Source organism: Fusicatenibacter sp. (assembly GCF_977045365.1).
This window is the reverse complement of the sequence record NZ_CDRRUH010000007.1, coordinates 47,272-63,043: the sequence shown is the minus strand read 5'-3', so window position 1 is coordinate 63,043 and position 15,772 is coordinate 47,272. Positions and strand designations below refer to the sequence as shown.

Annotated in this window: 9 protein-coding genes; 7 read left to right on the top strand and 2 right to left on the bottom strand. The window is 50.2% G+C overall.

Going from position 1 to position 15,772, the window contains the following annotated elements; translation table 11 throughout:
• Nucleotides 1-143: 143 nt before the first annotated feature.
• On the bottom strand, nt 144-4,397 hold the full coding sequence (locus tag ACY2VW_RS03125) for an acyl-CoA dehydratase activase-related protein (RefSeq protein WP_461876969.1): 4,254 nt from the start codon (nt 4,395-4,397) through the stop codon (nt 144-146).
• A gap of 258 nt (nt 4,398-4,655) precedes the next feature.
• Between ACY2VW_RS03125 and tgt the strand changes: the two genes are divergently transcribed.
• The 7 genes from tgt (at nt 4,656) to ACY2VW_RS03090 (ending at nt 13,522) form a co-directional block, all read left to right on the top strand.
• Nucleotides 4,656-5,792 carry a tRNA guanosine(34) transglycosylase Tgt gene (gene tgt / locus ACY2VW_RS03120; RefSeq protein WP_461873305.1) on the top strand — a complete coding sequence of 379 codons (1,137 nt, stop codon included), beginning with the start codon at nt 4,656-4,658 and terminating at the stop codon, nt 5,790-5,792.
• Between the two features lie 113 nt (nt 5,793-5,905).
• Nucleotides 5,906-6,247 carry a preprotein translocase subunit YajC gene (gene yajC / locus ACY2VW_RS03115; protein WP_461873306.1) on the top strand — a complete coding sequence of 114 codons (342 nt, stop codon included), beginning with the start codon at nt 5,906-5,908 and terminating at the stop codon, nt 6,245-6,247.
• A 288-nt stretch (nt 6,248-6,535) separates the two neighbouring features.
• A complete protein-coding gene (leuB, locus tag ACY2VW_RS03110; protein ID WP_461876967.1) occupies nt 6,536-7,621 on the top strand; it encodes a 3-isopropylmalate dehydrogenase in 1,086 nt (361 codons plus the stop codon).
• A gap of 30 nt (nt 7,622-7,651) precedes the next feature.
• Nucleotides 7,652-9,313 (top strand): dihydroxy-acid dehydratase, encoded by a 1,662-nt coding sequence (ilvD, locus tag ACY2VW_RS03105; protein ID WP_461876965.1) that lies wholly within the window; start codon nt 7,652-7,654, stop codon nt 9,311-9,313.
• Nucleotides 9,314-9,430: 117 nt separating this feature from the next.
• On the top strand, nt 9,431-11,119 hold the full coding sequence (ilvB, locus tag ACY2VW_RS03100; RefSeq protein ID WP_461876963.1) for a biosynthetic-type acetolactate synthase large subunit: 1,689 nt from the start codon (nt 9,431-9,433) through the stop codon (nt 11,117-11,119).
• Between the two features lie 157 nt (nt 11,120-11,276).
• The gene (gene serC, locus ACY2VW_RS03095; RefSeq protein ID WP_055228623.1) at nt 11,277-12,359 is read left to right on the top strand and encodes a 3-phosphoserine/phosphohydroxythreonine transaminase; all 1,083 of its coding nucleotides are present in this window, start codon (nt 11,277-11,279) and stop codon (nt 12,357-12,359) included.
• Nucleotides 12,359-13,522 carry a phosphoglycerate dehydrogenase gene (locus tag ACY2VW_RS03090; protein WP_461876962.1) on the top strand — a complete coding sequence of 388 codons (1,164 nt, stop codon included), beginning with the start codon at nt 12,359-12,361 and terminating at the stop codon, nt 13,520-13,522. The genes serC and ACY2VW_RS03090 overlap by 1 nt, the downstream gene beginning before the upstream one ends.
• A 187-nt stretch (nt 13,523-13,709) precedes the next feature.
• Here ACY2VW_RS03090 and cysS read toward each other — a convergent pair whose 3' ends face one another.
• Complete coding sequence (gene cysS, locus ACY2VW_RS03085; RefSeq protein WP_461876960.1) at nt 13,710-15,158, bottom strand: cysteine--tRNA ligase; 1,449 nt, start codon at nt 15,156-15,158, stop codon at nt 13,710-13,712.
• Nucleotides 15,159-15,772: the final 614 nt, after the last annotated feature.

Sequence of the window (15,772 nt, the reverse complement as noted above, 5' to 3'; positions counted from 1 at the left end):
CTCCTTTTTTACCCCCTGATTCCCCTGCATCCGGCACGCCTCTAGCACGCACACAAGGCTCGGCGGGGCGTCCGCTATACAAACAAAAGCGGCCAGAGCCTAAAACCTGACCACTTTTTAAAAATAATTAAATTATGTAGTTCTTACGCGTCTTTCTCGCCATTTGGCTCCTGCTTCAGGTTCTTGTTCGCAGTAGAAAGCATCAGCTTAATACGATTGAGCTGGTTAACCTCCGAAGCGCCCGGATCGTAGTCAACCGCCACAATATTCGCCTTCGGATACTCCTTACGGATTGCCTTAATAACACCCTTGCCGACAATATGGTTCGGCAGGCACGCGAACGGCTGGATGCAGACGATATTGTAAACATCGCTGTGGATCAGCTCCATCATCTCGCCGGTCAGGAACCATCCCTCACCAGTCTGGTTGCCGCAGGAGACGATCGGAGAAGCATATTTGGCCAGATCCCGTACGTCGGCCGGCGGATCAAAATGCTCACTCTTCTTGAACTCTGCAACAGCTGCACTCCGCAGCCAGTTGATCAGCTTGATACCCGTATTTCCGAGCATCGAAGAACTCTTCTTGAAGCCAAGGTGCTCCACCTTGAAATTCGTATTGTAGAAGCAGTAGCAGAAGAAATCAATCAGATCCGGCACAACCGGCTCCGCACCTTCACTTTCGAGCAGCTCCGCCAGATGGTTATTCGCCGCCGGAAGGAATTTAACGAGAATCTCGCCAACAATACCAACGCGAGGTTTCTTCTCATCTGTAATCGGAATATGGTCAAAGTCGCGGATCATCGTGCGGCAGATCTGTTTAAAGCGGGTATGGCTTAAATGTTTTGCCGAAATAAAATCAATACAGATCTTCTCCCATTTCTTGTGAATCCGGTCTGTCGTGCCCTTTTTCTGCTCATAAGGACGCATCCGGTAAATACATTTCATCATGATATCGCCGAATTCTGCTGCATAGCAGAGACGAATCGCAAGATCCGGCGTGATCTTGAAGCCCGGATTTTCCTCCAGACCGCTCAAGTTAATCGAGATGACCGGAATCTGCGTCATATCGGCCTTCTCCAGCGCGCGGCGGATAAATCCGATGTAGTTCGAAGCACGGCAGCCGCCGCCGGTCTGGCTCATGATGACAGCCACTTTGTTCAGGTCATACTTGCCGGAGAGCAGCGCCTGCATAATCTGTCCGACTACCATCAGAGACGGATAGCAGGCATCGTTGTTGACGTATTTCAGTCCGACATCAACCGCCTCTTTGTTGTCGTTCGGAAGCACTTCCAGATTGTATCCGGCTGCATTGAACGCCGGCTGCAGAATCGAGAAGTGGATCGGTGACATCTGCGGGCAGAGGATGGTGTAGTCTTTCCGCATTTCTTTCGTGAAGACCGGTTTCTGGATCGAGGACGGAAGAATCTCGCGTACCGCCTGTTTCCGGTCATGTGCACGGAGGGCAGCGAGCAGAGAGCGGACACGGATTCTGGCAGCGCCGAGGTTGTTGACCTCATCGATCTTCAGGCAGGTATAAATCTTGCCGCTTCTGGTCAGAATCTCGTAAACCTCATCGGTCGTAACGGCATCGAGACCGCAGCCGAACGAGTTCAGCTGAATCAGGTCAAGATCGTCGCGTGTCTTTACATAGTTTGCAGCTGCATACAGACGGGTGTGGTACATCCACTGGTCATTGACACGGAGCGGACGCTCGAGCGGTGCCAGATGGGAAACAGAGTCCTCCGTCAGCACGCACAGCCCGTAGGAGTTGATCATATCCGGGATACCGTGATGGATTTCCGGATCGATGTGGTACGGACGGCCGGCAAGCACGATGCCTCTGCGGCCGGTTTCTTTCATATACTGAAGCGTTTCCTCACCTTTTTTCTGCATATCGCGTCTTGCAGCGCCAAGCTCTTCCCATCCGGCATGAACCGCAGCACGGACTTCATCCTCCGGCAGACCGGAGAACTCTTTGACAAGACCATCGGCAAGCACTTTTTCACTCGTAAACGCAAGGAACGGATTGCGGAACGTAATGGAATCGTCCTGCAGCTCGTCCACGTTGTTTTTGATATTTTCCGCATACGAGGTAACGATCGGGCAGTTGTAGTGGTTGATGGCTTCCGGGAACTCGGTGCGCTCGTACGGGATACACGGGTAGAAGATGAACTTCACACCGTGGCGTAAGAGCCAGGTCACATGGCCGTGCGCCAGTTTGGCCGGATAGCACTCGGATTCACTTGGAATCGACTCAATACCGAGCTCGTAGATCTTGCGGCTCGAGGTCGGAGAGAGTACCACGCGGTATTTCAGCTGCGTAAAGAAGGTGTACCAGAACGGATAATTCTCAAACATATTGAGGACTCTCGGAATGCCGACCTCTCCGCGGATCGCTTCATCCTGCGGCAGCGGCTGGTAGCCGAAGATCCGTTTGTATTTGTATTCGAACAGGTTCGGAATATGATCTTTGTTTTTCTCTTTTCCGATACCGCGCTCGCAGCGGTTTCCGCTGATGTACTGACGGCCGCCGGAGAATTTGTTGATGGTCAGACGGCAGCTGTTCGTACATCCCTTACAGTTTGCCATCGTGGTCGAATATTTCAGCTCGTTGATCTTTTCAATGGAGAGCATCGTGGTCTCCTGATCGGCGGAGTAGCGCTCTCTTGCGATCAGCGCTGCACCGAACGCACCCATGATGCCGGCGATGTCCGGGCGGATGGCTTCGCAGTTGGCGATCCGCTCAAAGCTTCGGAGAACAGCGTCGTTGTAGAACGTACCGCCCTGTACGACGATGTGGCGTCCCAGCTCGGTGGCATCCGAAACTTTAATTACCTTATATAATGCGTTTTTGATAACGGAGCAGGCAAGTCCGGCAGAGATATCGGCGACGGATGCGCCCTCTTTCTGTGCCTGTTTTACCTTGGAATTCATAAATACGGTACAGCGGGTACCAAGATCGATCGGGTGTTTTGCAAACAGCGCCTCATGCGCGAAATCCTGCACGCTGTAGTTCAGGGACTGCGCGAACGTCTCGATGAAGGAACCGCAGCCGGAGGAACATGCCTCGTTCAGCTGTACGCTGTCTACGGTGCCGTTTTTGATCTTGATGCACTTCATATCCTGGCCGCCGATGTCGAGAATACAGTCGACTTCCGGATCGAAGAATGCGGCAGCGTAGTAATGGGAAATCGTCTCTACCTCGCCCTCGTCCAGCATCAGCGCAGCTTTGATGAGCGCCTCGCCGTAACCGGTCGAACAGGACCAGGCGATCTGTGCGGAATCCGGCAGCTTGGAGTAGATCTCCTGGATCGCGCGGATCGAGGTGCCGAGCGGATTTCCGTGGTTGTTGCTGTAGAAGGAATAGAGAAGAGCACCATCCTCGCCGACGAGTGCAGCTTTGGTCGTCGTGGAACCGGCATCAATACCGAGATAGCAGTTTCCTTCGTAGGTGGAAAGATCGGCGGTCACGACGTTGTTGACACTCTGGCGCGCCAGAAATTCGTCATACTCGGCCTGATCTTTAAACAGCGGCTCAAGACGGGCAACCTCAAAATCGATAGCAACTTTCTCTTCGAGCCGTTTTTTCAGCGCGAGAAGGGAAACCTCGGTTTTTCCGTCTGCATTCATTGCAGAACCGATGGCTGCAAACAGATGGGAGTTGTCCGGTACGATTGTATGCTCGTCATCCAGTTTTAAGGTACGGACGAATGCTGTCTTTAATTCCGAGAGGAAGTGCAGCGGGCCGCCGAGAAAGGCAACGTGGCCGCGGATTGGTTTACCGCAGGCAAGACCGGAAATGGTCTGGTTGACAACTGCCTGGAAAATGGAAGCGGAAAGATCCTCTTTTGTTGCACCGTCGTTGATGAGCGGCTGGATATCGGTTTTTGCGAATACACCGCAGCGTGCTGCGATCGGATAAATCGCCTGGTAATGCTTCGCGTATTCGTTGAGTCCGGTTGCATCGGTCTGCAGAAGAGAAGCCATCTGGTCGATGAAAGAACCGGTGCCGCCGGCGCAGATACCATTCATACGCTGCTCCACATTGCCGCCTTCAAAGTAGATGATCTTGGCATCCTCACCGCCGAGCTCGATGGCAACGTCGGTCTGCGGAGCGAGTGCTTTTAATGAAGTGGAAACTGCAATGACTTCCTGCGTGAACGGGATGCCCAGGTGGTTGGCAAGCGCAAGTCCGCCGGAACCGGTGATGACCGGCTGCAGGGTCAGTTCGCCCAGCTTTTCGTGTGCTTCCCCGAGCAGGTGGGCAAGAGTTTCCTGAATGTTTGCAAAATGGCGCTCGTAATCGGCAAAGAGAAGCTGGTTCTCTTCGTCGAGGATCGCAATTTTAACAGTGGTGGAACCGATGTCGATTCCGAGAGTATATTTTTTATCAGTCATGAATCAAACTCCTTTTATAATAAGAAACAATCTCAACACATTATACGACAAAAAATAAGGAAATACAATTGGAAAAAAGGGCGATGTCTTATGAAAAAAGTATAAAGTCCTTGTGAAAAATGGAAAAACCAGGAGGGAAAAAGGCAGAAAAAAGAAAATTCAGGCATTGTCAAAAACGGGTTTTGCCTGTATACTAAACATAGTATGCCCTGCATGAAAAACAGGCGGCAGGGATCATGAGAAAGGATGAAAAGCGTTATGTATAAAATTCTGAAAATGGAAGGAAGAGCGAAGCGCGCCCACATGGAAACCGTGCACGGCAATATCGAGACGCCGGTATTCATGAATGTCGGAACCGCGGCAGCGATCAAGGGAGCCGTTTCCACTGAGGATCTCCAGCAGATCGGCACGCAGGTAGAGCTCTCCAACACGTACCACCTCCACGTGCGTCCGGGCGACGAGGTTGTAAAAAAGATGGGCGGACTTCACAAATTTATGGTATGGGACAAACCGATCCTGACCGATTCCGGCGGATTCCAGGTATTCTCCCTGGCAGGCCTTCGGAAAATCAAAGAAGAGGGTGTCTATTTCCACTCCCACGTAGACGGAAGAAAGATCTTCATGGGACCGGAGGAGAGTATGCAGATCCAGTCCAATCTGGCATCGACGATCGCAATGGCTTTCGATGAGTGTCCGTCGAGTGTGGCAGAGCGCCGCTATGTGCAGAATTCCGTCGACCGCACGGCGAGATGGCTGCAGCGGTGCAAGGACAAAATGCAGGAGCTGAACCAGAGAGAGGATACGATCAACAAGCATCAGCTGCTGTTCGGTATCAACCAGGGTGCGATCTATGAGGATATCCGCATCGACCATGCAAAACGGATTTCCGAGATGGATCTCGACGGCTACGCAGTCGGCGGACTGGCCGTAGGAGAGAGCCACGAGGAGATGTATCATATTCTCGATGAAGTTGTTCCGTATCTGCCGAAAGAAAAACCGACGTATCTGATGGGTGTCGGAACGCCGGCAAATATTCTTGAGGGTGTCGAGCGCGGTATCGATTTCTTCGACTGCGTATACCCGAGCCGGAACGGACGCCACGGCCACGTTTATACAAACCATGGAAAAATGAATCTGTTCAACCAGAAATACGAGCTGGACCCGCGCCCGATCGAGGAAGGCTGCCAGTGCCCGGCGTGCCGTCATTACAGCAGAGCCTATATCCGTCATCTGCTGAAAGCAAAAGAGATGCTCGGCATGCGCCTCTGTGTTCTGCACAATCTGTATTTCTACAACAATATGATGACAGAAATCCGGACTGCACTCGATGAGGGCAATTTTGCTTCCTACAAACGTGCAAAACTCGCAGGCTTTGAGGAATACGACAAAAAGTAATTGAGAATATATGAAATCTTTGGAAAATATCCGAAAAAGACTTGCCCATCTGATACGGATTGTGTATTATGATAGGTGTGTCTAAAGAACGTCGAATAACAGGAGGAAAGAAAATGTTTTTAGCAACAACAACAGCAAACGGCGGTGTCATGAGCACCGGTATGTTAATTATGTGGCTGGTCATCATGTTCGGTATGATGTATTTCTTAATGATCCGTCCGCAGAAGAAAGAGCAGAAAAAACTGCAGGCAATGCTGAATGACCTCGCAGTCGGCGATGCAGTCATCACGACAAGCGGTTTCTACGGAATTGTCATCGACATCACAGACGATGATGTCATCGTAGAGTTCGGAAACAACAAAAACTGCCGTATCCCGATGCGCAAAACAGCCATCACAGAGGTTGAAAAACCGGATTCTGCAGTTGTAGAAGAGAAAACAGAAAAGAAAAAATAATGTTTGCATAGCGATATGTAAAAACAAGAAACGCAGGTATTCAAAAAGAGAACGAATACCTGCGTTTTTGTGTCTCCGAAACTTCTTCGGCGATACCGGGCGGAAACGGGGAAGAAAGCCGCGTATTTTTCTTTCAAATGACAAAAAAGCAAAAAGATTATTGCGTTTCGTCCGATGCAAAGAAATTTCGTGTTGAAATTACCGGAAAAATGGCGTATAATTTAGAAATGCTATAGACGCAGAGAAAATAGAACGGTTTTTCAGCCGGAAGAAAAGAGGGAGAAAGATATGGAATACCGTATTGGATTAATTCACGGAGACGGAATCGGACCGGAAATTGTAGACGAAGCAAAAAAAGTTCTGGACGCCGTCTGCGAGAAATATGGACATCAGTTTGAATATACCAACCTTCTGCTGGGCGGAGCCTCCATCGATGTGCACGGCGTGCCGCTGACAGATGAAACCATAGAAGAAGCAAAAAAATGTGACGCTGTTCTGATGGGCTCCATCGGAGGAGATGCCAAGACCTCCCCATGGTACAAATTAAGCCCGGACAAACGCCCGGAGGCAGGACTCTTAAAAATCCGGAAATCGTTAGGCCTGTTCGCAAACCTGCGCCCGGCTTACCTGTATCAGGAATTAAAAGATGCCTGCCCGTTAAAAGAAGAGATCATCGGAGATGGCTTTGACATGCTGATCATGCGTGAGCTGACCGGAGGCCTGTACTTCGGAGAACGCCATACCGTAGAAGAGAACGGCATCAGAAAAGCAACTGATACCCTGACCTACAGCGAGACCGAAATCCGCCGCATCGCGATCCGTGCTTTCGATATCGCCATGAAGAGAAAGAAAAAAGTAACAAGCGTAGATAAAGCAAACGTTCTCGACTCCTCCCGTCTGTGGAGATCCGTTGTAGAAGACGTTGCAAAAGATTACCCGGAAGTTACCTTAGAGCATATGCTTGTTGACAACTGCGCGATGCAGATCGTTCACAATCCATGCCAGTTTGACGTCGTTCTGACCGAGAACATGTTCGGAGATATCCTCTCCGACGAGGCAAGTATGGTAGCAGGCTCCATCGGAATGCTTTCTTCCGCCAGCCTGAACGAGACAAAATTCGGCCTGTACGAGCCAAGCCATGGCTCTGCACCGGACATCGCAGGAAAAAACATTGCAAACCCGATCGCAACCGTTCTGTCCGCAGCCATGATGCTCCGCTACTCGCTGGACCTCGACAAAGAGGCAGAGGCAGTCGAGAATGCGGTACAGAAAATCTTAAAAGACGGATACCGCACCGTAGACATCATGTCCGAGGGATGTACTAGAGTTTCCACATCCGAAATGGGAGATCTGCTGGTAAAAGCACTGGCATAAAACTGTAAGATAAGAAAAGAGGAAAAGATCATGAGAAGTGATGCTGTAAAAAAAGGAATCGCACAGGCACCGCAGCGTTCTCTGATGCGTGCGCTGGGTCTGACCGAAGAAGAGATGAAAAAACCGCTCGTAGGAATCGTAAGCTCCTACAATGAGATCGTACCAGGCCACATGAACCTGGATAAAATTACAGAGGCTGTAAAAATGGGCGTTGCGATGGCAGGCGGAACACCGATCGTGTTCCCGGCCATCGCAGTCTGTGACGGTATCGCCATGGGGCACATCGGAATGAAATATTCCCTCGTTACCCGTGACCTGATCGCCGATTCCACCGAGTGTATGGCAATGGCACATCAGTTTGATGCCCTGGTATGCATCCCGAACTGCGATAAAAACGTACCTGGCCTTCTGATGGCAGCAGCAAGAGTCAACGTTCCGACCGTATTTGTCAGCGGCGGCCCGATGCTTGCCGGCCACGTAAAAGGCGAGAAGAGAAGTCTTTCGAGTATGTTCGAGGCAGTCGGCTCCTACGCTGCCGGAACCATGACAGAGGAAGATGTTTATGATTTCGAGTGTAATGCGTGCCCGACCTGCGGTTCCTGCTCCGGTATGTACACTGCAAACAGCATGAACTGCCTGACCGAGGTTCTCGGCATGGGCTTAAAAGGCAACGGAACGATTCCGGCCGTATACTCCGAGCGTCTGCGCCTGGCAAAGAGAGCCGGTATGCAGGTTATGGAGCTGTTAAAACAGGATATCTGTCCAAGAGACATTATGACAAAAGAAGCATTCTTAAATGCTCTGACCGTCGATATGGCGCTTGGATGTTCCACCAACAGTATGCTGCATCTGCCGGCCATCGCACATGAGGCAGGCGTAGAGCTGAATCCGGAGATGGCAAACGCCATCAGCGAGAAGACCCCGAACCTCTGCCATCTGGCTCCGGCAGGATACCACTACATCGAGGAGCTGAACGAGGCAGGCGGTGTTTATGCCGTTATGAACGAGCTGAACAAACTGGGTCTGCTGCACACCGAGTGTATGACCGCAACCGGAAAGACCGTAGGAGAGAACATCAAAGGATGTGTCAACAAAAATCCTGAGATCATCCGTCCGGTTGAGAATCCATACAGCAAGACCGGCGGTATCGCCGTTCTGAAAGGAAACCTGGCACCGGATACCGCAGTTGTCAAACGTTCTGCTGTTGTTCCGGAGATGCAGGTTCACGAAGGCCCGGCCAGAGTCTTTGACTGCGAGGAGGATGCCATCGAGGCAATCCGCGGCGGCAAGATCGTGGCAGGTGACGTTGTTGTCATCCGCTATGAGGGACCAAAGGGAGGTCCTGGCATGCGTGAGATGCTGAACCCGACATCTGCGATTGCTGGTATGGGACTTGGCTCTTCCGTAGCTCTGATTACAGACGGCCGTTTCTCCGGTGCATCCCGCGGTGCGTCCATCGGCCACGTAAGCCCTGAGGCAGCAGAAGGCGGCCCGATCGCGCTTGTTGAGGAAGGCGACCTGATCCGCATCAACATTCCGGAGCACAAGCTGGAGCTTGCCGTATCCGATGAAGAGCTGGCGCGCAGAAAAGCTGCATGGACTCCGAGAGAGCCGAAGGTAACCACAGGCTATCTGAAACGCTACGCAAAGATGGTTTCCAGCGCAAATAAGGGAGCTATTCTGGAGTTCTAATTCAGAAAAATCATATCAGCCGTCCGAACGTGCTTTTTTCTCGGATGGCTGATTTCATAAACAGATTTCATACACAAAGCGAAAACATCCAAAATATAAGGAAGGAATCAAACAGACATGGAATTAACTGGATCACAGATTGTTATCGAGTGCCTGAAGGAGCAGGGCGTAGACACCGTGTTCGGCTATCCGGGCGGAACGATTTTAAATATCTACGATGAGCTTTACCGCCACCCGGAAATCCACCACATCCTGACCTCCCACGAGCAGGGAGCAGCCCATGCGGCAGACGGATATGCGCGTGCGACCGGAAAAACAGGCGTATGTATGGCAACGAGCGGCCCTGGTGCGACAAACCTTGTCACCGGAATTGCAACGGCTTACATGGACTCCACCCCGATGGTAGCCATCACCTGCAACGTAGGAAAGGCGCTGCTTGGAAAAGACAGCTTTCAGGAGATTGACATCGCAGGCGTTGCGATGCCGATCACAAAATACAGTGTGATCGTAAAAGATATCACGGTTCTTGCAGACACCCTGCGCCGTGCGTTCACGATCGCAAAGAGCGGAAGACCGGGCCCGGTTCTGGTCGATATTACAAAAGATGTCACAGCAGCAACGTATGAGTACGAGCCGAAGACTCCGGAGAAAATTGAACCGTTTACTGAGAGAATTACAGAAGAAAGCCTGGATCACGTCGTATCTCTGATCAAGGAGTCGAAGCGCCCGTATATTTTCGTGGGCGGCGGCAGTATCATCTCCGGCGCGTCCGAGGAAGTGCGCGAACTGGCACACCGCATCCAGACACCGGTCTGCGACACCCTGATGGGAAAGGGTGCATTCCCGGGAACAGATGAGCTGTACACCGGCATGCTCGGTATGCACGGAACGAAAACATCGAACTACGGCGTGACAAAGTGCGACCTGCTGATCGTGCTCGGCGCAAGATTCTCCGATCGTGTCACCGGAAACGCCGCAAAATTTGCCAATAACGCAAAAATCGTCCAGATCGACGTAGATGCGGCAGAAATCAACAAGAACGTTGTTGTCGAGTCGAGCATCATCGGAGATGTCAAAGAAGTCTTAAAACGCCTGAATGCGAAGCTGGGGCCGATGCACCATGACGAGTGGATTGCCGAGATCGAGGCAATGAAAGAAAAATTCCCGCTGAAGCATGAAGACGGCCTGACCGGACCGCTCGTCATTGAGGAGATCTACAAGGCAACCGATGGACAGGCCATCATCACGACCGATGTCGGACAGCATCAGATGTGGGCGGCGCAGTATTACCGCTATACGAGCCCGAGAACGCTTCTGACCTCCGGCGGCCTTGGAACGATGGGCTTCGGCCTTGGGGCAGCCATGGGCGCGAAAATGGGACGCCCGGACAAGACCGTCATCAACATCGCAGGCGACGGCTGTTTCCGTATGAACATGAATGAACTGGCAACACTTTCGAGACACAACATTCCGGTCATTGAGGTTGTTGTCAACAACCACGTACTCGGCATGGTACGCCAGTGGCAGACCCTGTTCTACGGAAAACGGTATTCCAACACCGTTCTCCAGGATCAGGCAGACTTTGTCAAGGTTGCTGAGGCACTCGGCGTAAAGGGCATCCGCGTGACGAAAAAAGAGGAGATGGGTCCTGCCATCCGCGAGGCAATCGAGAGCGGAAAACCGGCGCTCATCGATGTCTGGATCGACTGCGACGAAAAAGTATTCCCGATGGTACCGGCAGGAGCTCCGATTGAGGATGTCTTCGATGCAGAGGATCTGGCAAAAAAGGAACAAGAAAAGGATTGACAGATTTCTGACAAAGAGGTATCATGGTTTCAACGTGGTAAAGCAATACTGTATTACCACACGAATTACACAGATGTGATTACAATAGAAACCATCGGTCTACTATCGGTGGTTTCTAAGTAATATAAAGTAACAAGAGAAACAGGAGGATGAAGAAATGAGCAGAGTCTATAATTTTTCCGCAGGACCGGCGGTTCTGCCAGAGGAAGTGTTAAAAGAAGCCCAGGAGGAAATGCTGGATTACCGCGGATGCGGCATGTCTGTCATGGAGATGAGCCACCGTTCCAAAGTATTCCAGAACATCATCGATGAGGCAGAAGCAGATCTTCGTGATCTGATGGGAATCCCGTCAAATTACAAAGTTCTGTTTCTCCAGGGCGGTGCATCCCTGCAGTTTTCCATGATCCCGATGAACCTGATGAAAAACGGTGTCGCAGATTACATCGTAACAGGCCAGTGGGCAAAGAAAGCATACGCAGAGGCACAGAAATACGGAAAGGCAAACAAAATTGCCTCCTCTGAGGATAAAACATTTTCCTACATCCCGGACTGCAGCGATCTTCCGATCAGCCCGGATGCCGACTATGTTTATATCTGCGAAAACAACACCATTTACGGTACCAAATACAAAAAACTGCCGAATACCAAGGGTAAAACCCTGGTGGCAGACGTCTCCTCCTGTTTCCTCTCCGAACCTGTCAATGTTTCCGATTACGGCATCATCTACGGCGGTGTCCAGAAAAACATCGGACCTGCCGGAATGGTTATCTCCATCATCCGTGACGATCTGATCACCGACGATGTCCTGCCGGGAACACCAACCATGATGAAATTCAAAACCCACGCAGATGCAGGATCCCTGTACAACACACCGAACTGCTACTGCATCTACATGTGCGGCAAAGTATTCAAATGGCTGAAGAAAATGGGCGGCCTGGAAGTTATGAAACAGCGCAACGAAGAGAAAGCAAAGCTGCTGTATGATTTCCTGGATCAGAGCAAGCTCTTCAAAGGAACCGTTGTACCGGAAGACCGTTCTCTGATGAATGTTCCGTTTATCACCGGAAATGCAGATCTGGATGCGAAATTCGTCAAAGAGTCCAAAGAAGCCGGACTTGAGAACCTGAAAGGCCATCGTACCGTCGGCGGTATGCGTGCAAGCATCTACAATGCAATGCCGAAAGAAGGCGTGGAAACACTCGTAGCCTTCATGAAAAAGTTCGAGGAGGAAAATCTCTAATGTTTCAGTATCATTGCTTAAATCCGATTGCAGGCGTAGGCCTTGCAAATTTTAATGAAAACTATCAGCAGACCGAGAGCCTGGAGGGAGCCGATGCGGTTCTCGTCAGAAGTGCAGCCATGCACGGCATGGAGCTGCCGAAGAGCCTCCTCGCTGTAGCAAGAGCAGGAGCCGGCGTCAACAACATTCCGCTTGCCGACTGCGCAGAGCAGGGTATCGTGGTCTTCAACACACCGGGAGCCAATGCAAACGGTGTCAAAGAGCTCGTGCTTGCCGGCATGCTGCTGGCATCCCGTGATATCGCAGGCGGTATCGAATGGGTGAAGAGCGACAAAGAAGACGGCGACATCGCAAAGACAGCAGAAAAACAGAAAAAGAAATTTGCCGGCTGTGAGATCAGCGGAAAGAAACTCGGTATCATCGGCCTTGGTGCCATCGGCCAGCTTGTGGCAAATGCAGCCACCCATCTTGGTATGGAAGTATATGGATATGATCCATACATCTCTGTCGATGCAGCATGGAACCTGTCCCGCGACATCCATCACATCCAGAATGTAGAAGATATCTATCGCACCTGCGATTATATCACCATCCACGTGCCGCTTTTGGACAGCACCAAGGGCATGATCAACAAAGCGGCGATCGAAGAGATGAAAGACGGCGTGGTTCTTCTGAACTATGCAAGAGATCTTCTCGTTGACGAGGATGCTGTTCTCGCGGCTTTAAAGGCCGGAAAAATGAAGAAATATGTGACCGACTTTGCAAATCCGAAGGTAGTCGGTGCAGAGGGAACGATCGTTACCCCGCACCTTGGAGCATCCACCAAAGAATCCGAGGACAATTGTGCTGTGATGGCAGTCAAGGAAATCCGTGATTTTCTGGAGAACGGAAACATCAAAAACTCCGTCAACTTCCCGAACTGCAGCATGGGCGTATGCACAGGCGCAGGCCGTGTGACGATCTGCCACAAGAATATCCCAGGTATGCTGGGGGCCTTCACAACCGTTATGGGTAATGCGGATGTCAACATCAGCGATATGACAAACAAAGGTAAAGGCGATTACGCTTACACGATGATGGATCTGGAAAGCGAAGCAACCGAGGAGATAGTAAAAGCCCTCGAAGCAGTTGATGGTGTATTAAAGGTTCGTATCATTAAATAAAGAGAATCAAAGAAAATCAAAAAGTGACAGGAAAAGGCGGTGCCCGAAAACAGGGGTACCGCCTTTTCTTGTCAAGAACGGCAGAAGTTACTGCTGTTTGACTTCCTTTGGGTAAAGAACGGCACAAAAAAGAGAACTGCCCTGGGACAGTTCTCTTTGCCTGTAATGTATGGTTACGAAAAGATTTTCAGATTCGTTTCCAGACGGCTCCGCCGCGTACATCAGCAACTTCAATGCCCTGTGCTTTCAGATCGTCACGGATCTTATCTGCTTCCGCAAAGTTTTTGGCTTTCTTTGCTTCATATCGTTTTAAAACGAGCGCATCAATCTCCGGATCTCCCTCGCCGGTAATCTGATAACCGGATGCAGTGGAAGCGGAAGTTGTCTTTGCGGCCTCTTTTCTCTTTGCTTCTGCATGGGAGAGAAGGGCAAGACCGAGCACCTGATCGAAATTGTCGAGAAGTGCCAGTTTCGTTGCGTCGTTCATGTCTGCCTTTAAGACATCATACAGCGTTGTGATGGCAAGCGAAGTATTGAGATCAGCATCGAGTGCTTTCTGGAATTTTTCTTTTAAAACACTCATGGAAGCTTCATCGACGGATCCGTTCTCCGGATTTAAAGCGGCGATACGGGCAATCAGCTTGTCGTAGGCAATTTTTGCGTTGTCCAGGTTCTCCCACGTAAACACAAGCGCTTTGCGGTAATGGGACTGCAGACAGAAGAAACGGTAGACGAGCGGATCGTAGCCTTTTTCTTCCAGAAGAGAAACCGTCAGGAACTCACCTTTTGATTTCGACATTTTTCCGGTCGAGGTATTCAGGTGATGTACATGGAACCACTGCGGGCACCATGCATGACCAAGGTAGCTCTCAGACTGCGCGATCTCGTTGGTGTGGTGCGGGAAGGCATTGTCCACGCCGCCGCAGTGCAGGTCGAGGTATTCTCCGTTGTATTTCATGGAAATACCGGAGCACTCAATGTGCCATCCCGGATAGCCAACGCCCCATGGAGAATCCCATTTGAGCGCCTGATTCTCGAATTTTGACTTGGTAAACCAGAGAACGAAATCGTTTTTGTTGCGTTTGTTGGTATCTTCCTCTACGCCCTCGCGGACACCAACGGCAAGATCATCCTCGTCGTGATCGTTGAACACATAGTAGTGGTCAAGACGGCTGGTGTCAAAGTAAACATTTCCGCCGGCAAAGTAAGCGTAGCCGGTGTCCATCAGCTTCTCAATGATTTTGATATATTCGTCAATGCATCCCGTAGCCGGCTGTACGACGTCCGGGCGCTTGATGTTCAGCTTTTTGCAATCCGCAAAGAATGCATCGGTGTAATACTGTGCGATTTCCATAACTGTTTTATGCTCGCGCTTGGCACCTTTGACCATCTTGTCCTCACCGGTGTCCGCATCGGAGCTTAAATGGCCGACGTCGGTAATGTTCATGACACGGTTGACGTCGTAGCCCTCATAGCGGAGTGCCTTTTCAAGGACATCCTCCATAATATAACTGCGCAGGTTTCCAATGTGCGCAAAATGATAAACGGTAGGTCCGCAGGTGTACATTTCTACACGGCCCGGTGTGTGTGTCTGGAATTCAGCTTTTTTATGGGTTGCAGAATTATAAAGATACATAAAAGAAGTCTCCTTTTTTCTTTTCGTGCGGATACGGATGCAGAAGTGATGATACACAGGAAAGCAAAAAAGCGTCTGCTGTATCCGACAAGGATATCAGAGACGCCGCGTGCGGTGCCTGTTTTCCGTGTACTGCACTGGTTCCTTATTAAAATTAATATTAGCAGGATTTTTTTTTGCTGTCAATAGTCCGGAGACTGTCGAAGACAAAAAGTAAAACGCATTTAATAAGAAGAAACACATTTTTCAGAAATAAAAAGACAGTACTGCAGAACGCAAATGGAAAGAAACGATTCTTTGTGTAATCTTTTTGCCGTTATAAAACCAAAGAATACAGGAAAATAGAAAAACGGCATCAGAACAATACCCAAAAAGAGGAAAATAGAGGATTTTGATTACTTTAAATGCAGTTTATACACTTTTCTCCTGCATCGGATATTGACAAATGGAGAGAGTTCTGGTTATAATGAACGCAGTTGTTTTTGGACAAACGGACAAATGTACGGGCATGAGGGATGAAGAAAACAAATCTTGTTGGACGCATCTCCTTTTTGTACTCTTCGTTTTGATGTGGTAAAGTGCCAAAATGAAAAACGGTGGAATGGTGAAGCCGT

Coding starts and splice junctions, on each gene's coding strand:
- cysS (WP_461876960.1), bottom strand. CDS start 15,158: ATGTATCTTTATAATTCTGCAACCCATAAAAAAGCTGAATTCCAGACA.
- leuB (WP_461876967.1), top strand. CDS start 6,536: ATGGAATACCGTATTGGATTAATTCACGGAGACGGAATCGGACCGGAA.
- ilvB (WP_461876963.1), top strand. CDS start 9,431: ATGGAATTAACTGGATCACAGATTGTTATCGAGTGCCTGAAGGAGCAG.
- serC (WP_055228623.1), top strand. CDS start 11,277: ATGAGCAGAGTCTATAATTTTTCCGCAGGACCGGCGGTTCTGCCAGAG.
- ACY2VW_RS03090 (WP_461876962.1), top strand. CDS start 12,359: ATGTTTCAGTATCATTGCTTAAATCCGATTGCAGGCGTAGGCCTTGCA.
- ilvD (WP_461876965.1), top strand. CDS start 7,652: ATGAGAAGTGATGCTGTAAAAAAAGGAATCGCACAGGCACCGCAGCGT.
- ACY2VW_RS03125 (WP_461876969.1), bottom strand. CDS start 4,397: ATGACTGATAAAAAATATACTCTCGGAATCGACATCGGTTCCACCACT.
- tgt (WP_461873305.1), top strand. CDS start 4,656: ATGTATAAAATTCTGAAAATGGAAGGAAGAGCGAAGCGCGCCCACATG.
- yajC (WP_461873306.1), top strand. CDS start 5,906: ATGTTTTTAGCAACAACAACAGCAAACGGCGGTGTCATGAGCACCGGT.